33 protein-coding genes and 1 pseudogene are annotated in these 17,120 nt (G+C 33.2%); 30 read left to right on the forward strand and 4 right to left on the reverse strand.

From position 1 onward, the window contains the following. Positions 1-73: 73 nt before the first annotated feature. From ACM595_RS00355 to ACM595_RS00370, 4 genes are read right to left on the reverse strand one after another with little or no spacing between them, the layout of a single operon-like run. Positions 74-1,129 (reverse strand): tyrosine-type recombinase/integrase, encoded by a 1,056-nt coding sequence (locus tag ACM595_RS00355; protein ID WP_419744367.1) that lies wholly within the window; start codon positions 1,127-1,129, stop codon positions 74-76. 59 nt (positions 1,130-1,188) lie between these two features. After that, entirely contained in the window at positions 1,189-1,827 is a 639-nt protein-coding gene (locus ACM595_RS00360; RefSeq protein WP_419744368.1) for a hypothetical protein, read from the reverse strand. A gap of 14 nt (positions 1,828-1,841) precedes the next feature. After that, on the reverse strand, positions 1,842-2,306 hold the full coding sequence (locus ACM595_RS00365) for an ImmA/IrrE family metallo-endopeptidase (protein ID WP_419744369.1): 465 nt from the start codon (positions 2,304-2,306) through the stop codon (positions 1,842-1,844). 11 nt (positions 2,307-2,317) lie between these two features. Beyond that, the gene (locus ACM595_RS00370; RefSeq protein WP_210136405.1) at positions 2,318-2,632 is read right to left on the reverse strand and encodes a helix-turn-helix domain-containing protein; all 315 of its coding nucleotides are present in this window, start codon (positions 2,630-2,632) and stop codon (positions 2,318-2,320) included. A gap of 152 nt (positions 2,633-2,784) precedes the next feature. On the opposite strand from ACM595_RS00370, the gene ACM595_RS00375 reads away from it, so the two are divergent. From ACM595_RS00375 to ACM595_RS00520, 30 genes and pseudogenes are all read left to right on the forward strand, one after another. Further along, a complete protein-coding gene (locus ACM595_RS00375; protein ID WP_210136404.1) occupies positions 2,785-2,997 on the forward strand; it encodes a helix-turn-helix transcriptional regulator in 213 nt (70 codons plus the stop codon). Positions 2,998-3,038: 41 nt separating this feature from the next. Beyond that, complete coding sequence (locus ACM595_RS00380) at positions 3,039-4,001, forward strand: hypothetical protein (protein ID WP_419744370.1); 963 nt, start codon at positions 3,039-3,041, stop codon at positions 3,999-4,001. Beyond that, positions 3,994-4,533 carry an ORF6C domain-containing protein gene (locus ACM595_RS00385; RefSeq protein WP_419744371.1) on the forward strand — a complete coding sequence of 180 codons (540 nt, stop codon included), beginning with the start codon at positions 3,994-3,996 and terminating at the stop codon, positions 4,531-4,533. Before ACM595_RS00380 ends, ACM595_RS00385 begins: the two co-directional genes overlap by 8 nt. A 45-nt stretch (positions 4,534-4,578) precedes the next feature. Beyond that, positions 4,579-4,905 (forward strand): DUF771 domain-containing protein, encoded by a 327-nt coding sequence (locus ACM595_RS00390; protein ID WP_210136401.1) that lies wholly within the window; start codon positions 4,579-4,581, stop codon positions 4,903-4,905. Between the two features lie 12 nt (positions 4,906-4,917). Then, the gene (locus ACM595_RS00395) at positions 4,918-5,091 is read left to right on the forward strand and encodes a hypothetical protein (protein WP_419744372.1); all 174 of its coding nucleotides are present in this window, start codon (positions 4,918-4,920) and stop codon (positions 5,089-5,091) included. A gap of 61 nt (positions 5,092-5,152) precedes the next feature. Continuing rightward, positions 5,153-5,377 carry a DUF2483 family protein gene (locus tag ACM595_RS00400; protein ID WP_326024551.1) on the forward strand — a complete coding sequence of 75 codons (225 nt, stop codon included), beginning with the start codon at positions 5,153-5,155 and terminating at the stop codon, positions 5,375-5,377. Continuing rightward, entirely contained in the window at positions 5,370-6,002 is a 633-nt protein-coding gene (locus ACM595_RS00405; protein WP_419744373.1) for a DUF1071 domain-containing protein, read from the forward strand. Before ACM595_RS00400 ends, ACM595_RS00405 begins: the two co-directional genes overlap by 8 nt. Beyond that, positions 5,992-6,432, forward strand: a complete 441-nt coding sequence (ssb, locus tag ACM595_RS00410) for a single-stranded DNA-binding protein (protein ID WP_419744374.1) — start codon at positions 5,992-5,994, stop codon at positions 6,430-6,432. Before ACM595_RS00405 ends, ssb begins: the two co-directional genes overlap by 11 nt. 13 nt (positions 6,433-6,445) lie before the next feature. Continuing rightward, positions 6,446-7,117 carry a putative HNHc nuclease gene (locus ACM595_RS00415; protein ID WP_419744375.1) on the forward strand — a complete coding sequence of 224 codons (672 nt, stop codon included), beginning with the start codon at positions 6,446-6,448 and terminating at the stop codon, positions 7,115-7,117. Then, a complete protein-coding gene (locus ACM595_RS00420; protein ID WP_419744376.1) occupies positions 7,114-7,866 on the forward strand; it encodes a DnaD domain protein in 753 nt (250 codons plus the stop codon). Before ACM595_RS00415 ends, ACM595_RS00420 begins: the two co-directional genes overlap by 4 nt. A 3-nt stretch (positions 7,867-7,869) precedes the next feature. Further along, entirely contained in the window at positions 7,870-8,232 is a 363-nt protein-coding gene (locus ACM595_RS00425) for a hypothetical protein (protein WP_419744377.1), read from the forward strand. Next, the gene (locus ACM595_RS00430) at positions 8,228-9,463 is read left to right on the forward strand and encodes a DnaB helicase C-terminal domain-containing protein (RefSeq protein WP_419744484.1); all 1,236 of its coding nucleotides are present in this window, start codon (positions 8,228-8,230) and stop codon (positions 9,461-9,463) included. Before ACM595_RS00425 ends, ACM595_RS00430 begins: the two co-directional genes overlap by 5 nt. Continuing rightward, entirely contained in the window at positions 9,460-9,672 is a 213-nt protein-coding gene (locus tag ACM595_RS00435) for a hypothetical protein (protein ID WP_419744378.1), read from the forward strand. Before ACM595_RS00430 ends, ACM595_RS00435 begins: the two co-directional genes overlap by 4 nt. Next, the gene (locus ACM595_RS00440) at positions 9,659-9,895 is read left to right on the forward strand and encodes a DUF3269 family protein (protein WP_129303566.1); all 237 of its coding nucleotides are present in this window, start codon (positions 9,659-9,661) and stop codon (positions 9,893-9,895) included. The genes ACM595_RS00435 and ACM595_RS00440 overlap by 14 nt, the downstream gene beginning before the upstream one ends. A 10-nt stretch (positions 9,896-9,905) precedes the next feature. Further along, positions 9,906-10,307, forward strand: a complete 402-nt coding sequence (locus tag ACM595_RS00445) for a DUF1064 domain-containing protein (RefSeq protein ID WP_069822265.1) — start codon at positions 9,906-9,908, stop codon at positions 10,305-10,307. Further along, on the forward strand, positions 10,304-10,516 hold the full coding sequence (locus ACM595_RS00450) for a hypothetical protein (RefSeq protein WP_419744379.1): 213 nt from the start codon (positions 10,304-10,306) through the stop codon (positions 10,514-10,516). Before ACM595_RS00445 ends, ACM595_RS00450 begins: the two co-directional genes overlap by 4 nt. 13 nt (positions 10,517-10,529) lie before the next feature. Continuing rightward, complete coding sequence (locus tag ACM595_RS00455) at positions 10,530-10,883, forward strand: SA1788 family PVL leukocidin-associated protein (protein WP_419744380.1); 354 nt, start codon at positions 10,530-10,532, stop codon at positions 10,881-10,883. 516 nt (positions 10,884-11,399) lie between these two features. Beyond that, positions 11,400-11,615 (forward strand): annotated as a pseudogene (locus ACM595_RS00460) (DUF3310 domain-containing protein); the annotation flags it as partial. Beyond that, positions 11,616-11,921 (forward strand): DUF1140 family protein, encoded by a 306-nt coding sequence (locus ACM595_RS00465; RefSeq protein ID WP_419744381.1) that lies wholly within the window; start codon positions 11,616-11,618, stop codon positions 11,919-11,921. 62 nt (positions 11,922-11,983) lie between these two features. After that, positions 11,984-12,130: a hypothetical protein gene (locus ACM595_RS00470; RefSeq protein WP_419744382.1), complete on the forward strand. Its 147-nt coding sequence runs from the start codon at positions 11,984-11,986 to the stop codon at positions 12,128-12,130. Then, positions 12,123-12,476, forward strand: coding sequence for a hypothetical protein (locus tag ACM595_RS00475; protein ID WP_419744383.1), 354 nt, complete (start codon positions 12,123-12,125; stop codon positions 12,474-12,476). Before ACM595_RS00470 ends, ACM595_RS00475 begins: the two co-directional genes overlap by 8 nt. A gap of 2 nt (positions 12,477-12,478) precedes the next feature. After that, positions 12,479-12,748 carry a hypothetical protein gene (locus ACM595_RS00480; RefSeq protein WP_210146124.1) on the forward strand — a complete coding sequence of 90 codons (270 nt, stop codon included), beginning with the start codon at positions 12,479-12,481 and terminating at the stop codon, positions 12,746-12,748. A gap of 195 nt (positions 12,749-12,943) precedes the next feature. Next, positions 12,944-13,303, forward strand: a complete 360-nt coding sequence (locus ACM595_RS00485; RefSeq protein WP_419744485.1) for a MazG-like family protein — start codon at positions 12,944-12,946, stop codon at positions 13,301-13,303. 85 nt (positions 13,304-13,388) lie between these two features. Further along, positions 13,389-13,631 carry a hypothetical protein gene (locus ACM595_RS00490; RefSeq protein WP_419744384.1) on the forward strand — a complete coding sequence of 81 codons (243 nt, stop codon included), beginning with the start codon at positions 13,389-13,391 and terminating at the stop codon, positions 13,629-13,631. After that, the gene (locus tag ACM595_RS00495) at positions 13,631-13,864 is read left to right on the forward strand and encodes a DUF1381 domain-containing protein (RefSeq protein WP_419744385.1); all 234 of its coding nucleotides are present in this window, start codon (positions 13,631-13,633) and stop codon (positions 13,862-13,864) included. Before ACM595_RS00490 ends, ACM595_RS00495 begins: the two co-directional genes overlap by 1 nt. Then, complete coding sequence (gene rinB / locus ACM595_RS00500) at positions 13,861-14,007, forward strand: transcriptional activator RinB (protein ID WP_419744386.1); 147 nt, start codon at positions 13,861-13,863, stop codon at positions 14,005-14,007. The genes ACM595_RS00495 and rinB overlap by 4 nt, the downstream gene beginning before the upstream one ends. 15 nt (positions 14,008-14,022) lie before the next feature. Beyond that, complete coding sequence (locus tag ACM595_RS00505) at positions 14,023-14,439, forward strand: transcriptional regulator (RefSeq protein ID WP_419744387.1); 417 nt, start codon at positions 14,023-14,025, stop codon at positions 14,437-14,439. Positions 14,440-14,670: 231 nt separating this feature from the next. Next, positions 14,671-15,339 carry a hypothetical protein gene (locus ACM595_RS00510; protein WP_419744388.1) on the forward strand — a complete coding sequence of 223 codons (669 nt, stop codon included), beginning with the start codon at positions 14,671-14,673 and terminating at the stop codon, positions 15,337-15,339. A 62-nt stretch (positions 15,340-15,401) separates the two neighbouring features. Next, a complete protein-coding gene (locus ACM595_RS00515) occupies positions 15,402-15,839 on the forward strand; it encodes a terminase small subunit (RefSeq protein ID WP_419744389.1) in 438 nt (145 codons plus the stop codon). 8 nt (positions 15,840-15,847) lie between these two features. Beyond that, positions 15,848-17,116, forward strand: coding sequence for a PBSX family phage terminase large subunit (locus ACM595_RS00520; protein WP_419744390.1), 1,269 nt, complete (start codon positions 15,848-15,850; stop codon positions 17,114-17,116). The last annotated feature ends 4 nt before the right edge of the window (positions 17,117-17,120 follow it).

A 17,120-nucleotide genomic window follows, 5' to 3' on the forward strand; every position in this document is an offset into this window, starting at 1 on the left:
GTTCTAAAAATTATGGTCGAGAAGTGGACGAATTGACCAAATACAATTAAATATTGTCCGTTTTGTTGTCCATCTAGAAATTTATTACTTCATCTAGCTTGTCATCTTCTTCTGATTTTAATTCTTCTAATAAGTGACTGTATACTCTCCAAGTGATCTCAATGTTTGCATGGCCTAATCTTTTACTAACATATTGTATTGAAAAACCTTTACTTAATAACATAGATGCGTGTGTATGTCTTAACGAATGCAATGTGTAATTACCAACATTATTTTCTAATAAGAATTTTTTTAATGTGTTTGTTACTGCTTTATTTGAAATTAAAGACACACCGGTATTAAATATAAAACTACCAATTGAAGTAGGGCGCTCCTTTAAAACTTTAGTTATATGTTTCATGTCGTTTTTAGGGATTGCTATAGTTCGGTCTGCAGATTCTGTTTTTGTACCAGGTAAATGAATTGTAGAATTTAATTCATCTATATGTTTGTATTCTAATTTTTGTACTTCTCCAAATCTAGCGCCAGTAGATATTAAAATATATATTGCTAAATAAGATAGTTCGTTTTTTGATTTAGAAAAATTTTTTAGATCTTTATAATTTTTTAAGGTCATAAATTTAGTTTCTTCTTTTTTAGCTGCTTTTTTTTCATAAATAGGCGCATTCCAAGTTGGATCACGATATATCAACCGTTCATTTAAAGCATCTTTAAACGCTTGTGAAAAACAATTATTTAGCTTATTTACACTTTGTTTAGTTCTCCCTTCTTTTCGACCACCTACAAATTTACCTTCTGCATATTCTTTGAGCATTTCACGATATTTAAGTTGAGATACATTTTTGATTTCTAACACACCAAACTTTTCTTCAAAGATATTTTTCGCATTATGATATCTGTTAAGCGTAGATTGAGTAACTCGTCCTTCTTTATTAATTTTAATCCAGTTTTCAAAGTAATCTATGAAGCTCATATCTTCTGATAAATTACCACCTTTAGTAACTTCATTGTATACATCGTTCATCGCATTTGTTGCTTCACGTTTTGTAGAAAATCCACGTTTTCTATATCTTTTTTTATCGAATCTGAAATCATATTCCCATGTTTTACCGACTTTTTTCACATTCATTGCACATTCCTCCTAAAAAAAGTAAAAAAATAATAAGGGTAGGCGTGCTACCCATAAAATTATTGTTGTGGTGTTGTTTCTTGTACATTTTGTTGACGTTGCGCCCAACTATCATAACCTTCATTTTTACCAACCCAACCTGGTCCTCCTACATGAGCGTTAGGATCATTCCAAACCTGCTTGCTTTGTTCTCTTGCGGCTTCATAATCTCCTCGTCCATAACCCATTTGTGATTCATCGTGCGTAGTAGGTTTATTTTTGTTCCACTCTGCTATTTCAGCTTCACTCATCTGATTGTTTTCGTTTGAAGGGTTTGCTTGTTGATTAGTATTGCTATTTTGAGCTTGAGCTACTTCAGATTGTTGATTGTTTGATGTGTTGGCATTTTGTTCAGTATCACTACTTTGACTTCGTTCAGCGTTCTTAGTATTTTCGTTATTCGTTTGTGTAGCACTTTCATCTTGGCTACTTGTTTCAGTTTGATTGTTTTCGTCTTTACTAACATCAGTTTCATTTTGAGCATTTGTTGTAACTTCTTTTTCCTTTTTATCATTATTTGAAGATTTATCATTTTTACTCTTATCTTTCTCTGGTGTTTTAGCATATTTCTTATGATTGTGATTTTTGCTTTCTTCGTCATTTCCACATGCTCCTAAAACTAATGCACTCGCTAATAATATTCCAAATACCTTTTTCATTCAACATAACCCCTTTATTTAATATTTTTATGTTCAAACACACGCAATGGTTCAAAATGAATTAAGTAACCACTATGTAGTGTCGATAAACCAAATCTCTTTTTATAGTTATCAATACACTGTTGTACATAAACTTCTGAAACCTCCAAAAAATTAGCCATTGTATATAAGTTATGACAACCGTGTTTAAAACTATCAATAATATCTTGTAAAGATATAAGTTGTTCCATTGCATAACGTCTTGCGTAGCTCTCAAACTTACGACTATTAAATTGTGTTTGGTCAGTTATATCTCCGTATGTAAGTTTATGATGCGCAATTTCTTCTGATAGTGTTTCTAACTTAACTGCTTCGGATCTATTACTGTTAATATAAATTTGGTTATTAAAACATATACCTGATTGAAAACTAGGTAGCATATCAGTTTCTATGATTATTAAATGGTTATATTTACTAATTAATGTTTCGTATCTCCCCATATAAACACCCTTTATTTACGTTTACTTTTTAAGTAGTTAATGAAATCTTGAACTTCTTGCTTTTCTTCATCAGTTAAATCTTCTTTGTCAAAATGTGCTGCGATTGTGTCTTGTTGTGTACTTTTATCTTCTGTTATATCAGAGGGCATAACACCAAAATAATCAGCAAGTAATTCAATTTTATCTCTTCTCGGATACTTAACCGCATTAACCCAGCTACTAACTGTTGATTCTTTTAAATCTAAATCTTTTGCCATATCCGTTTGTGTTTTACCTTTGCGTTCTAAAAGATTTTTTAAATTTTTTGAAAGGATATTTTTAGCCATTTGTACTGCCTCTCTTCTTATTTAAGTGTTGTATTAAGTATATTAAAAAGTTTACAAAAAGTAAAGTGTTTTGGAAAAAAGTTTACTTAATGTGTTGACACTTTACTTTTAGTGTAGTAAATTTAGTACATACCTTACAGGGAGGTGACGACATGACAGACACAATAGAAACTTTTTCTTTGAAAGGTGCACGAAATGAATACGACTATACACAAGAACAAATAGCTGATAAATTAGGCGTTTCAAGAGCACAATACATTGCATGGGAAAAAGGGGAAGTAATTCCAAAAAGTATGGTTGTTTATGCTTTAGCATATATTTACGGAATTAATGCTGACTTGTTAAGAGTTAGCAAAAAAATTTAATATAAACTTCACTTTTAGTGTAGTTAAAGGAGGGATAACCATTGTTTGAAATTGAACATATGAATGAAACGTTTGATTATTCGTTAGTAGATAATAATACAGCAGAATTTTTAAAAGAACGTGAATACACTATTAATGGTATAGCTGAAGACGCTCGTATCAAAATCGGTCGAGAGTTAAAGAAGGCGCAAGACAAGTTGGCTAATCACGATAAAGGAGTTTTTTATAAATGGTTTGAAAGTGGTGGATTAAATAAACATCAAGTTTACTACTATATCAATTTAGTAGAGTTGTCCACAAATCTGGACAACGTTCAAAAAGATAATTTTCTTAATGCACCTAAATCACTACAAAAAGAAATAATGAAAAAGAATGTGCCTGAAGAGTTAAAACAAAAAGTCTTAGACGGAGATATTACTACCAACAAAGAATACAAACAACTTCAACAAAAAAAGGAATCATTAGAACAAGAAAAATCACAACTCCAATCCCAATTGGAACAAGCACAACGTTCTGAATCAATTGCACGTAAGCAACTTGAAGATGAACTGAATAGGGATCCTGAAGTTGTTGAGAAGTACATGGAACCAGAGGATTATCAACAAACAAAAGAAGCTCTAGTACAATCTCGTCATCATCAAAAACTTATAGAACAACGTAATGAGAAGTTAGAAAAAGACATCAAGGAAATGGAACAACGCAGAGATGAAGTGAGTAAGAAATCACAAAAATATGATGAATTGAATAAAGCGTTGGGCGATATGAACAGAAAATTAGACGATGGACAACGTAGATTAAAAGCTCAGAAAGAAGTGTATGACCTTGTTAAAAAAAGTGAAGCGCTTATCAAAGAAATAGCACCTATGACTTACTTTATCCATGATGAGTACATTTTGAGTAATGAGTATGCGATTAAACCTATTAAAAAGATTGCAGATGATTTACTCGATTTATCCAAAAAACTAAACAGACAAATTAACAAAGGAGATGTAATCGATGTCTAAAAATTTAATTGATATCAGTAGAAGACAAGCAGATCAATTAGTACAACAAGCAGAATTTAGCAGGGAATTATTAAACAAAATGGTAGAACACGAAAAGAAAATGGAAGAAAACGAACAAAAGATGGACGTTTTTGAAAACAAAATGATAGATACAGAACAGAAATTGGATACTCGCTTTGAAAAGTTAGAGAAAAACCTAACACTTACTCATGGTGAATGTAAATTTATCAAAGCTAATGTCATGGAAAAGTCGTATCAATTAGCAAATCAGTATTTTGAAGAGAAAGTTTCAAATGAACTTTATCACAAAAAGCGTTGTCATTTCATGAAGGGTTTATACAGTTTATTAAATAAACATTTCAACTCAATCACATATACCACTATAAAGCATGTAGATTTTGAAAATGCAATGCAACTTGTTCGAAATGCAACATTAGATAGTTTGTCTAAAAATTATTTAAGGCTTACTGACAGCCAAATTGATACAGCTACAAGACATGGTGATTATGGAATTTTAGAAAGATTAGCATAGAACGAATTGAAATATAAGAGTAAACGGATGAAAGGAGTGATTTAAATGTCTCAAACACTACAGGTTACTGTTCCAGTACCAGAAACGCATGTGATTATTTCTAAAATTGAATATCAAGAGTTAATGGATAGTAAACCAGTAAACATGACGTTAACTGAAGCAGCGAAGGCTTATCCAACTTACAACGATTGGATTGTAAAAAACATTTGTGAAGATCCTTATCTAAGAAAAATAATTGAGCCATTTTCACAATTGCCAAATCCAGGAGAAAAAGGCGTATATAAATTCAATCGTAGAAGATGGCTGCAATTTTTAGATGAGTACGATGAAGAAATAAAAGCAAGAGCTAAACAAAAAAATAAGAAAAAATAAAGGAGGGATAACATGAAACACATTTTAGCATGGTTAACTGCAATACTATTCACAATGTTGTTTGCACTTATCACATTCGATTTTCATTACAGTATTGCATTTAGCATTATAAGTTTCATCGGTAGTTATGTATTTTGGAATAGCTATTACGCAGAAAAAAAGACCGCTAAGCGCGCCAACGCTTAACAGTCAAACGATTTACAAAATATACAAATTAAATATACACGGAATAGAGGTGTTTCGTCAAATGGCGAAGGAAACGGTAACTTATATCATTCGGCACAGAGAAATACCAATTTATATAACGAACAAACCTAGTGACGCTAATCCAGACACAAATTATTCCACAAACAGAAGTAGAGCGAGGGAGTTTGACGGAATGGAAGAAGCAAAAATCAACATGGACCATCACATAGCTATAAAAAAGACGGTCATAGAAACAACGGAATACGAGGAGGTACAAGATGACTAGCTTTATCGAAAAATTTAACGAACTTAATTCACGTAACGTAAACGAACACGTCGAACAAAAAAATGGATTGAATTATCTTTCTTGGGCATTTGTACAGCAAGAGCTAACAAAAATGGATGAAAATTTTCAACACAGATTCATAGAATTTCCTTATACAGACAGTGACCGTGACGACATTTTCGTACCTTATTTAAAAACAGATGAAGGTTATATGGTTTGTGTAGAAATCACATTATTTGGCGTTACTAAAAGAGAGTGGCTGCCAGTATTAAATTACAAAAACCAAGCAATTCCTAAAGGATCAGCGACAACTTTCGACATAAACAAAAGTATGAAAAGAGTAATGGTAAAATGTGCAGCTCAATTTGGTCTAGGAAACTATTTATATTTGGGCGAGGATGCACCAGATGCTAGTGATAACGACAGAACTGAATTAGAAGATAAGATTAATCAATTTGTTAGTATTTCGCAAGAAAAAGGCCGTGACGCAACATTAGACAAAACAATGCGCTGGTTAGGTATATCGGACATTAATAAAGTATCGCAAAAAGAAATAGCACAAGCACACGCGAAACTAGATGCAGGACTAAAACAATTAGATAAGGATGATGAAAATGATAAATAGAGTTGTATTAGTAGGTAGATTAACAAAGGACCCAGAATTTAGAACAACACCTAGTGGAGTGAGTATTGCAAATTTTACTTTAGCTGTTAATAGAACATTCACAAATTCACAAGGTGAACGTGAAGCAGACTTCATCAATGTAGTTGTTTTTCGTAAACAAGCAGAAAATGTAAACAACTATTTATTCAAAGGTCATTTAGCTGGTGTTGATGGTCGTATGCAATCACGTAGTTATGAAAATAATGAAGGTAAACGAATATTCGTTACCGAAGTAGTAGCGGACAGTGTTCAATTCATGGAACCTAAATCACAATCTAAAGGTCAATCTCAACAACAAAGTGGACAAGCTAAGTCACAACAATCACCTGATAAGGATAACCCTTTTGCTAACGGTAACGCAGATATAGATACGGACGATCTCCCGTTCTGATTGGACTGATTAAATGCCAATAATTAAAAACTACATCCAACAAGATGACGGCACAATAACAGCTGTCATCGAGGGTGTGACATTAGAAAATAAAGACTTCTTATTATTAGATAACGGGTTAGAAGTTGAATGTGAAGTAAGCATCACAGATCCATACAAAATAACTGATAAGCAACGTAGAAAGATATTTGCGCTTATGAACGATATAGAAGCTCATACAGGGCAACCACAAGATTATATGAGGAATGTATTCCAAGAATACGTTCGTGTCTTATACGCCTATGAGAATCGAATATCACTAGCTGATTGTTCACGTAAAGTAGCTGGTCAAATTATAGATATAGCAATCGAATGGATATTTGAAAATGATATACCACTTAGATTTAAAACGAGTGACCTTATCAAGAACGATAGAACATTCTTATACATGGCTACTATCAATAGGAAATGTGTTATTTGTGGGAAACATGCAGAACTTGCACATTATCAAGCAGTAGGTAGAGGACGTAACAGACGCAATATAGAACACTTCGGTAATAAGGTGTTGGCATTATGTTCAAGTCATCACAGAGAACAGCACACGATTGGTATGGATAGCTTCAATAGTAAATATCATTTAACTGATAGTTGGGTGGATGTAGACGAGAAACTAAATAGAATGTTGAAAGGACTGAAAACTAAATGAGTAAGTTATTAATTGATGATTATCCAATACAAGTGCTGCCTAAATTGGCAGAACAAATTGGATTAAATGAAGCAATCATACTTCAACAAATGCATTACTGGTTGAATACAAGTAAACATTCACATGAAGGTAAGAAGTGGATATACAACAGTTACAAAAGTTGGGAAGAGCAATTCCCTTTTTGGAGTAACGTCACAGTGAGGCGAACAATATCAAGTTTAGAGAAGCAAGATTTACTTTATACAGGTAATTTTAACAAAGCTGGATTTGATAAAACGAAGTGGTATTCAATCAATTATCTAACTCTTGAAGGTGTGAGCAAACGAGTTGCTCAAAATGAGCAAACGAATGAGTCAAAAAGAGCAAATGGAGATGCTCAAAATGAGCAAACCAATACCATAGACTACACAGAGACTTCTACAGAGAGTCTACACGTTGACGAAACATTTAAATATATAACTAAAGAATTAGAAATGATAAGAAATCCATTACAAATTGAAAACCTAGAATACGAGATCAATCTAATAAAAGATGATACTTATGAAATAACTAAGGCAGCTGTTGATTACTGTAAAGAGAAAAACAAAGGGATACCATACCTAATAACTATATTAAAGAATTGGAATAAAGAAGGTATCGATACAGTGGAAAAAGCTAAGGCTAAAGTAGTGCCTAAAAAACGTAAGCAGCCTAAAAAAGAAACGGATGACTTCCTCGAAAGGAAACGTCAAGAATTAATGGGAGGATAAACCATGTCAATGACTAAAAAAGAAGCTTTCGAAATCATTGAGATGTTAGCCAATGTATACAACATGGAATTGAATGATACTAAATTCAATTTGTGGATTAACTTCTTATGTGAAGATGGCGATTACGAACCATCAATGAAGATGGCTAAGAAATATATAAAAGATGGCAACGTCTATCCACCTAAAATACCTAATATTATGCGTAAGTTTCCTAAGACATTTAAAGATGATGAACCAGATGAAGAAACTAAGCTGCATAGATGGAAGATGGATAACGACCCAGACTATGTTAGACAACGTAAACAGGCGTTAGAACAATTCAGACGTAAGGTAGCAGAATTTGATAGAGGTGATGACATTGATTAATGAGCAATACGAAATAGAAAGTACAGTCATTGCCAGTCTATTACAGAAACCTGATTTGTTAGAGAAGCTAAGAGTAAAGCCTTATATGTTCCAAAACGAACATTTTAAAGGGTTCATGGAATATGTGCTAGATCAAGGCAAAGTTGATTTGAATGAGATATATCTGAAAAGTATTAAAGATAAAGAATTTCTAAACAATGATGTAATTGGTCAACTATACAAAACAGATTTTATTGGTTACGGATTCTTTGAAAGATACCAACAAGATTTATTGCAGAATTATCAAATCATTAAAGCAAACCAACTTGCTGATGACTTCAAACAATCTGCTACACCAGAAACATTTAATGAAATGGTGGAACAACTTAAATATTTAACGAGTATCGCAACTAAAAAAGAAGATGGTACGCAACGCTATGCTAAGCAGTTAGTTGAAGATTTATATAGTGATGAACCAGTAGAACGTGTGAAAACAAAGTATCAACTTATGGATTATAAGATTGGAGGGTTTGAACCAAGCCAATTAATAGTTATCGCTGCACGACCTAGTGTAGGTAAAACTGGTTTTGCTTTAAACATGTTATGGAACATAGCCAAGCAAGGACACCAAACATCATTCTTTAGTATCGAAACAACAGGTAAAAACGTATTGCAAAGACTGTTAGCAACTATCACAGGCATTGAGTTGAATCGCATTAAGAATGTACAAGACTTAACACCAGATGAATTAACCAAATTAACAGATGCGATAGACCAAATTCTTAAATTAGGAATCAATATTAATGATGATAGTACAACAACGCCTCAAGACATTAGATCTCAAGCAATGAAACATAGCGATAAGCCACAAGTTATATTCATTGATTACTTACAACTTATGGAAACAGATACGAATGTTGATAGACGAGTTGCAGTTGAAAAGATATCACGTGACTTGAAAATCATAGCGAACGAAACAGGCGCAATCATCGTAGTGCTTTCACAGTTAAATCGTGGTGTTGAATCTCGAAATGACAAACGCCCAATGTTATCGGATATGAAAGAATCCGGTGGTATTGAAGCAGACGCAAGTATGGCAATGATGTTGTATCGAGATGACTATTACGAGCAAGAAGATGTGGACGATTCTGGTAAGTCAATTGTTGAGTGTAACATCGCTAAAAATAAAGATGGTGAAACTGGTGTGATTGAGTTTGAATTTTATAAGAAAACGCAGAGGTTTTTCACATGAGCATAGGACAATTCCAAACATTACTGGGGTACCTATACAGAGAAACATACAAGGGCGATACAGACGTTCAATCGTGTTTACTTGAGTTAGGTTACACAATTAAGATATTGCGTGAAAATGGGCGTTTAACGCCCTTTGATGATTACGAAGAAAATAAGAATATTATCTTTAAAAACTATAAAGGTGTGAATATAAATGGGATTAATTGAAGGTAGCAAGAACAAATATTACTTATACCGAGATAACGATGAAAAAGCAGTATCTGTATTACCATTGTCACCAAATGTGAATAGCGTCGGAAATATAACTGGCGCTTACTTCTCGGGTGGAGTTAAGAATATGACTGATGACGAATTATTAAATTTCAAAGCAGTACACAATTTATTTTACGAACAAGAGTTAGGTTCGCAGTTAAATATATTTGATCTGTAGGAGTGACGGAATGAGTAAGTACAACGCTAAGAAAGTTGAATATAAAGGGATTGTGTTTGATAGCACAGTCGAATGTGAGTATTACAAACATTTAGAAAATCGATTGCATATAGATGGATTCGATGAAATAGAAGTGCAACCAAGATACGAACTAATACCTAAAATAGGTAAACAGCGTAAATCAGAATATATCGCAGACTTTGCACTGTTGAGTGAAGGGAAGTTAATCGAAGTAATAGACGTGAAAGGTATGGCCACTGAAACAGCTAAGTTAAAAGCTAAGTTCTTTAGATACTTATATCCCGATGTAAAGCTAACGTGGATATGTAAAGCGCCTAAATACACAGGACTAGAGTGGATCACGTATGAAGATTTAATTAAGGCTAGACGAGAACGCAAGAAAGCGAAGTGATTACAACGGAACAAACAATCACACTACAAATAAAAGTGGAAGTTGAACAGGAAGTGACGGTACCTGTGGCAGACAATTACGACATGGAAGCAATTCAGGAACGTGAAGCAGATAAAGTAGCGGAGAAATATAAAAATAACCCAGAGTTACTAGGGTTTGAAGATATTAAATTCAGAAAAGTATCAGACGTACAAGTTAAGGATTATTAGGAGGACGAAAACAATGTTAACAATAACAGCTAATCGTGTTGAATACGACATATTAGGCGACAACTTTAAAGCTATGGAACGTAACGGATTATCAAGTGAAGGTATTAGAAATCGAATTGTCAGAGGTTGGTCTTTAAATGAGGCATGCCATGTACCTAAGAGAATGGATGTGGATGAGTATAGATCATTACAAAACACACTAGATAAGGAAGAAGATACTTCAGAGGCGAAAGCAAAGTATAAAGAAGAACTTTTAAGAAAGCAAAAGCCGCATTTATTTAATGTAGAGCAACAACATAGTGAAAGTAAGTATGCGAAGTATTTATGGAATAGTTATAAATTTAAGTGTGCAGAGGTGGCTAGGTAGATGAAGATTAGAGATTTAGACTTAGATCAATACGTAATTGTTTATGGCATGGGTAAGAGTGAATACAGCGAAGGTATGACAGTTGTTGGACGTGTGGAAGAAATAGTGTTCAATGATGATAACGACAATGTAGCTACTATCAATTCGTTAGGCAACTTATACGATATCACAGACGATAACGATTTTGAGTTATGGAGTAAGAGTATCGAAGGTAAGACAGAGTGTATGAGTGAAAAGAGGTTTAGAAAATTAAATGTAGGTGATTGGATTCAATACGTTGAAAATAATGGTCAAGAAAGATTTGGTAAAGTCAGTGGTTTAATAGGATTGCAAGCTGAAAAAAGTGTAGATAACGATACAAGAATTGAGTTGGAATTGTTAAATGGGAAAACAGATTCTATTAAACAAAACAGCAGCGAATGGATTAAAGTTCGACCAAATGAAGCACACTTATTAGAGAAAGATTACAGAGAAAGATTTGTCCAATCCAACGACGTACAACAACGTAAGCGTAACGATACAGTCAACCACCCATCACATTATAACTACGGTGATATAGAGGTAATAGATTTCATAGAGCAGGTAACGAAACATTACAATCCTAACGTAGCTTATCACATTGGTAATGCGATTAAATATTTAGCACGTTCCCCACATAAGAATGGTAAAGAAGATGTGGCTAAGGCTAAATGGTACATCGAGCGTGCGTATGAGAATTGGGATGTGAAGTAAATGACACCTAACGACATACTACTAAAAAATTCCGACTTGATTGTTAAATCATTATTTCAAAGAGCTGATAAAACATATAAACAATTCTTGAAATATAGTAACACAAGTTATGAGGCAGAAGTTGGTACAAGTAGATACTGGAAAGCGGTGGCTGCCGCTGAACAGACGCAGAGAGAAATAAAAGGATTAATTGAACAACTTAAAGCAATGGATGAATATACACAGTGGAGTGAGAAGTTACACCAAGACAGATATAAATTTATTGAGAAGTACGACATTGTAATGGAGAAATATAAATTATCATGATCCTATCCGACACTATCAAAGTTAAGTACAAAATTGATACGAAAGGCAGAAATACTGTCGAAATGGCAAAGCTACTAAGAGATTACGGAGTTCGAGGTTTCTTATACTCGATTAATCCACGTAGCATTGTCATGGCAGTGTTACCAGAAGATAAAGCACATAACAGGAAAGTGTTAAATAAATTAAAAGGAGTGATGGCGAGTGAATAACACAGTTAAAGATTATGAAAAGCTATCAGAACAATATAACAAAATGATAGCAGAACGAAACAGCCTTATCGACGACTTGTCTTGGTATAAAGCAAAGGTTAGTAGGTTGGAACGGGGGAATCATGATTTTAAAAAACGTAATGCCTTACTTATGAATACAGTAGATGATTTAGATAAAGAAAATAAAGCGTTACGTTTACAATCAGACACTTACTTTGAACAACGGCAACAACACAAAGCATTAAATAATGAAATCTCCCAACACATCGGCAACAAACCATCGAGCAGCACGTATAAGTATTTTAGAGCGAAGTTGGATGGTATTGGGATTAAGGAGGGTGAGTAGATATGACATTTGGAATAGACCTTTGGAAAATAGTGCTAGAGTCTAATTGTTCAGAAGAAACAGAAAGAGATATAAAAATCGGATTAGATGATTTATATGCTAAAGCTAAGGCGTTTGATAAAGTATTGGAATTACATTCTCAACATATAGATACATCAAGTATATATGGAAACGATTTACCGTTATCTGAAAATAGATATGGATATTATGACGATGGATTGTTCGCTTACGAAATGTATACATTAATCAGAAATTATTTGGAGGACGAGTAGATGAGAAACGAATGTGATTACTTATGTAAGGTGAATATAGATAGATTTAAAGAACTAAAAAAGATTATGGGGATTACGATGAACGATATAGTTATGAAAACAGGTGTTGCTCGAACTCATATATCTAGAGTGATACACGGTGAGCAAATAACAAAACAAACTATCAATAGTATTTTACTTCCAATAGCTAATTTGATGGAAATAGATGTAAAGGAATTGATTGTGATAAATCCTAATTTAATTAAATTAAACTCAACTGGTCAATTAATCAAACAAGTAGAACAATGGAGTATAGATAAAAACCTAGACAAAGGTAATTCAGATAGACAAGCATTGAAATTCTATGAAGAAGCTGGCGAAGTTGGTGCAGCATTATCACGTAACAAACTAGACGACTTAAAAGACGGTATAGGCGATACAGTCGTTACTTTAATTATATTGGCACAACAGCATGGTTGGTCGTTAGAGGAGTGTTTACAGTACGCGTATGACGAAATCAAAGGAAGAAAAGGAAAGACAATCAATGGAACATTCATCAAAGAATCAGACCTATAAATCTAAAGTGGGCGAAATAGACCATATTAAACATAAAGACATACTCGAACGTGTACGAATAATCTTAGGTAAGGAGTAAGTGTGGATGACAACAATAGAGTTTATTAAATCAGTCGAGCTACTAGGCTACAAATTGAATTGGTCATATAAAAATGTAAATAACCGTAAAGTTAAACTGCTTATTACACATAAGGATGAGAAACATCCTAACGCTTGGGTATTCGTGCATGAACCTTATTCTTTTAGAAGTTTAGGAGTTAGCAGTGAATTGTTTACATTACTTGTTATGTATGCAAGCACTTCAATTTATGAAAGAGGTGTCGTGTAATGCAATTCCTAGTACGCAAAACACACCACACAACAGGTGAAGTATTCTTTGATGTAACCAGAGCTAAGGAGAATGAATCATACACTGTGATTGAGGCAGAGAGTAAGGAAGAGGCGTTGGAAATGGTAAAGAAACCCAAAGGATTATTAAGTGTAGTACCTTCTAGTTTTAATAACGGTCCAATTAGTAGAGCGTTAAAAGGTAGCATATATAGAAAGGACAGTGACCAATGAAAATACTTAAAACATTACTAATCATAGCACTTTACGAACTAAGCAAATACGTTACGAATGAAATACTAATTAAATTATCTGCCAATGATGAGATAGATCAGCCGAAAGATTATCACGAAGATTCATGGAAATATCAATATTAATGGTGGGGGCATCCGATGATAACGATAGAGAAACATGATATTAAAAAATTAGAAGAATACATTAAACACATAGATAGATACAAAAAGGAATTAAAAATAAGAGAGTATGAGTTGCTTGAAAATCATGAGCCAGAAAACATTGGTGCAAGTAAAAGTAATATTCCAGGTAATCCAATAGAAAGACAATCAATTAAAAAACTTAGTGATAGTTACTATAACAATTTACGTAATATTGTTAAGGGTGTTGAGAAGTTAATAGACAATGCAGATGAAGATACTATTGATTTAATACGGTTGAGATACTGGGAATGTCCAATAGGCTGTTATGAATGGGAAGATATAGCTGATTACTTCGGAACAAGTAAAACTTCAATTATTCGTAGACGTGATGCAATAATTAAAAAATTAGCTAGACACATAGGTTATGTATAAACGGACTTTTGGTATATGTAAGTCCACCTAAAAACGTATTATATTAGTATTATCAGGACAGGAGCCTGACGGAGAGTTTCTCCTTCTCTCCATCTATTAATTTTTCTTATTTTTCTATTAAACTAAAACGTTACTTCCTCCTAAGAAAAGAAGACGTTTATGGCACTCGCTTAAAAGTGGGTGCCTTTTTGTTGTATAATAAACGTATTAAAAAAATTGGGAGATGGATTCATGAGTAATAATCAATTTCTTTTAGTTTATAATGACTTATTTAAAGATAAACTACCACGAGATGATAACGAGGGTACTTTATATAAATTAATGCAAGTATATGATGATAATTATTATGTCTTAGTGGTAGCTTTGAACGAATTTGAAAGAACGTTAAAGACTTATCGAAAAAAAGGTTATAATGATAAATCGTTTTCTCTAGGTGTAGAAGTGCTATATCATATGAGCAGTATTATTAGAATGATAGCTACTTCAGAAGATATACTGATTAAAATTTATATATTTACACAAAAGGTAAATGATGAAAAATTGATGGGGGATAAAGTAAAAAAATACAATGGATATTCTATAGAAGATTACAGAAAAGAATATAATAAATTGAAACTACATAAAATGGGTTATCCTAAATTACCTGTCGAAAAGAATAGAAGAACTAGAAAATATAGAAACGATATTACACATGGTGATGAATTAATGATTACCAAAGGTGAAATAAAAAAGAAAAGCACAGTTTGGAGTATTTCTCCTGAAGGTGTTTATAATCACAATTTGGAAATATTTAATAAAACCGAAAAAGAGATTGCACATGACTTGCAAACACTTGATAAAAATAGAAAGAAAGTTGAAAATAAAATCATAAATTTAATAGATGTATACAAAAGACATTAAAATGATGTCTTTTTTTATGAAAATAATTAGAGTGAATAACGTAAAGTGGGTGGTAGTATACGATGACTGAATTAAATATTAAGCAACAAAGATTTGCAGATGAATATATTAAAAGTGGTAATGCTACAGACGCATATGTGAAAGCTGGTTATTCAAAAAACAAAGCTAATACCAACGCAACTAAACTACTACAAAATACTACAATTAAAAAATACATTAAAGAACGCATAGAACAAGCACAGGAAGAAAGTTTAATGGGTGTTACAGAAGCTTTAGCTATTTCTGCATCAATTGCTCGTGGCGAGCCACAACAAGCATACAGTAAACGATATGACCACTTAACTAATGAAGTCGATAGAGAAACAACTTATACCATCACACCGGACTTTGAAGAAAGACAAAGGTCAATAGATCATATCCTTAAAGTTCATGGTGCATACTTGGATAGGAAAGAAATTAATGCAACTATTACACCAGAATTTATAGATTCAATAGAGTAGGTGTTTGTATGGGTGAGTTAAAAATAGATTTAGCAGACATTATACCTAAACACTTTCATGATTTATGGCGCGCCACCAAAGATAAAAATATAATGAATATCGTAGCTAAAGGTGGACGTGGTAGTGGTAAGTCATCTGACATATCACATATTATTGTTCAACTTATAATGCGACAACCTATAAATGCAGTAGTGGTGCGTAAAACAGATAATACGCTTGCAACTTCAGTGTTTGAACAAATTAAATGGGCTATCGAAGAACAACATGTATCTCATTTATTCAAAGTTAAAGTTTCACCAATGGAAATAACATATATACCTAGAGGGAATCGAATTATCTTTAGAGGTGCGCAGAATCCAGAGCGTTTAAAATCCTTGAAAGATAGTAGATTCCCTTTTTCTGTTGCGTGGTTTGAAGAATTAGCAGAGTTTAAAACAGAAGATGAAGTAACCACTATAACTAACTCAATCGTTCGTGGGGAATTACCGGAAGGGATAAATTATAAAATGTTCTTCTCATACAACCCACCTAAACGAAAACAGTCGTGGGTTAATAAGAAATACGAAACTTCATTCCAACCCGATAACACATTCGTTCATCACTCAACCTACTTAGATAATCCGTTTATATCTAAACAGTTTATACAAGAGGCAGAAGGTGCTAAAGAACGAAATGAATTACGTTATAGATGGGAATACATGGGTGAAGCTATTGGTAGTGGTGTTGTACCGTTTAACAATTTACGAATAGAATCAATACCACAAAAAATGATTGATAGTTTTGATAATATACGTAACGCTGTGGATTTTGGATACGCTGCTGATCCTTTAGCATTTGTGAGTTGGCACTACGATAAAAAGAAACGTACAATATACGCTATTGATGAACATTACGGTGTACAGATTAGTAATAGAGAGTTTGCTAACTGGTTATGGAAGAAAGGTTATCAATCAGATTATATCTATGCAGATAGTGCAGAGCCTAAATCAATCGCAGAATTGAAAAAGGAACATGGCATCAAACAAGTTAGACCAGTTAAAAAAGGTCCAGACAGTGTTGAATACGGTGAACAGTGGCTTGATGATTTAGACGCTATTGTAATTGACCCTAAACGAACACCTAACATAGCTAGGGAGTTTGAGAACATAGATTACGAAACAGACAAAGATGGCAACATTAAACCTAGATTAGAAGATAAAGACAATCACAGTATAGATGCTACAAGATACGCACTAGAACGTGATATGAAACAAGCTGCATTATCTATACTTAAATAAGAAG

Source organism: Staphylococcus sp. LKG3-1 (genome assembly GCF_048568385.1).
Classification (GTDB): domain Bacteria; phylum Bacillota; class Bacilli; order Staphylococcales; family Staphylococcaceae; genus Staphylococcus; species Staphylococcus saprophyticus.

What these genes read in the sequence shown, in the direction of transcription:
- ACM595_RS00480 (WP_210146124.1), top strand. Translation starts at nt 12,479, where the DNA reads ATGACATTTGGAATAGACCTTTGGAAAATAGTGCTAGAGTCTAATTGT.
- ACM595_RS00510 (WP_419744388.1), top strand. Translation starts at nt 14,671, where the DNA reads ATGAGTAATAATCAATTTCTTTTAGTTTATAATGACTTATTTAAAGAT.
- ACM595_RS00440 (WP_129303566.1), top strand. Translation starts at nt 9,659, where the DNA reads ATGGGATTAATTGAAGGTAGCAAGAACAAATATTACTTATACCGAGAT.
- ACM595_RS00495 (WP_419744385.1), top strand. Translation starts at nt 13,631, where the DNA reads ATGCAATTCCTAGTACGCAAAACACACCACACAACAGGTGAAGTATTC.
- ACM595_RS00505 (WP_419744387.1), top strand. Translation starts at nt 14,023, where the DNA reads ATGATAACGATAGAGAAACATGATATTAAAAAATTAGAAGAATACATT.
- ACM595_RS00355 (WP_419744367.1), bottom strand. Translation starts at nt 1,129, where the DNA reads ATGAATGTGAAAAAAGTCGGTAAAACATGGGAATATGATTTCAGATTC.
- ACM595_RS00465 (WP_419744381.1), top strand. Translation starts at nt 11,616, where the DNA reads ATGACACCTAACGACATACTACTAAAAAATTCCGACTTGATTGTTAAA.
- ACM595_RS00490 (WP_419744384.1), top strand. Translation starts at nt 13,389, where the DNA reads ATGACAACAATAGAGTTTATTAAATCAGTCGAGCTACTAGGCTACAAA.
- ACM595_RS00400 (WP_326024551.1), top strand. Translation starts at nt 5,153, where the DNA reads ATGGCGAAGGAAACGGTAACTTATATCATTCGGCACAGAGAAATACCA.
- ACM595_RS00385 (WP_419744371.1), top strand. Translation starts at nt 3,994, where the DNA reads ATGTCTAAAAATTTAATTGATATCAGTAGAAGACAAGCAGATCAATTA.
- ACM595_RS00375 (WP_210136404.1), top strand. Translation starts at nt 2,785, where the DNA reads ATGACAGACACAATAGAAACTTTTTCTTTGAAAGGTGCACGAAATGAA.
- ACM595_RS00455 (WP_419744380.1), top strand. Translation starts at nt 10,530, where the DNA reads ATGTTAACAATAACAGCTAATCGTGTTGAATACGACATATTAGGCGAC.
- ACM595_RS00445 (WP_069822265.1), top strand. Translation starts at nt 9,906, where the DNA reads ATGAGTAAGTACAACGCTAAGAAAGTTGAATATAAAGGGATTGTGTTT.
- ssb (WP_419744374.1), top strand. Translation starts at nt 5,992, where the DNA reads ATGATAAATAGAGTTGTATTAGTAGGTAGATTAACAAAGGACCCAGAA.
- ACM595_RS00405 (WP_419744373.1), top strand. Translation starts at nt 5,370, where the DNA reads ATGACTAGCTTTATCGAAAAATTTAACGAACTTAATTCACGTAACGTA.
- ACM595_RS00435 (WP_419744378.1), top strand. Translation starts at nt 9,460, where the DNA reads ATGAGCATAGGACAATTCCAAACATTACTGGGGTACCTATACAGAGAA.
- ACM595_RS00420 (WP_419744376.1), top strand. Translation starts at nt 7,114, where the DNA reads ATGAGTAAGTTATTAATTGATGATTATCCAATACAAGTGCTGCCTAAA.
- ACM595_RS00395 (WP_419744372.1), top strand. Translation starts at nt 4,918, where the DNA reads ATGAAACACATTTTAGCATGGTTAACTGCAATACTATTCACAATGTTG.
- ACM595_RS00425 (WP_419744377.1), top strand. Translation starts at nt 7,870, where the DNA reads ATGTCAATGACTAAAAAAGAAGCTTTCGAAATCATTGAGATGTTAGCC.
- ACM595_RS00515 (WP_419744389.1), top strand. Translation starts at nt 15,402, where the DNA reads ATGACTGAATTAAATATTAAGCAACAAAGATTTGCAGATGAATATATT.
- ACM595_RS00370 (WP_210136405.1), bottom strand. Translation starts at nt 2,632, where the DNA reads ATGGCTAAAAATATCCTTTCAAAAAATTTAAAAAATCTTTTAGAACGC.
- ACM595_RS00470 (WP_419744382.1), top strand. Translation starts at nt 11,984, where the DNA reads ATGGCAAAGCTACTAAGAGATTACGGAGTTCGAGGTTTCTTATACTCG.
- rinB (WP_419744386.1), top strand. Translation starts at nt 13,861, where the DNA reads ATGAAAATACTTAAAACATTACTAATCATAGCACTTTACGAACTAAGC.
- ACM595_RS00415 (WP_419744375.1), top strand. Translation starts at nt 6,446, where the DNA reads ATGCCAATAATTAAAAACTACATCCAACAAGATGACGGCACAATAACA.
- ACM595_RS00365 (WP_419744369.1), bottom strand. Translation starts at nt 2,306, where the DNA reads ATGGGGAGATACGAAACATTAATTAGTAAATATAACCATTTAATAATC.
- ACM595_RS00390 (WP_210136401.1), top strand. Translation starts at nt 4,579, where the DNA reads ATGTCTCAAACACTACAGGTTACTGTTCCAGTACCAGAAACGCATGTG.
- ACM595_RS00485 (WP_419744485.1), top strand. Translation starts at nt 12,944, where the DNA reads ATGGAAATAGATGTAAAGGAATTGATTGTGATAAATCCTAATTTAATT.
- ACM595_RS00360 (WP_419744368.1), bottom strand. Translation starts at nt 1,827, where the DNA reads ATGAAAAAGGTATTTGGAATATTATTAGCGAGTGCATTAGTTTTAGGA.
- ACM595_RS00520 (WP_419744390.1), top strand. Translation starts at nt 15,848, where the DNA reads ATGGGTGAGTTAAAAATAGATTTAGCAGACATTATACCTAAACACTTT.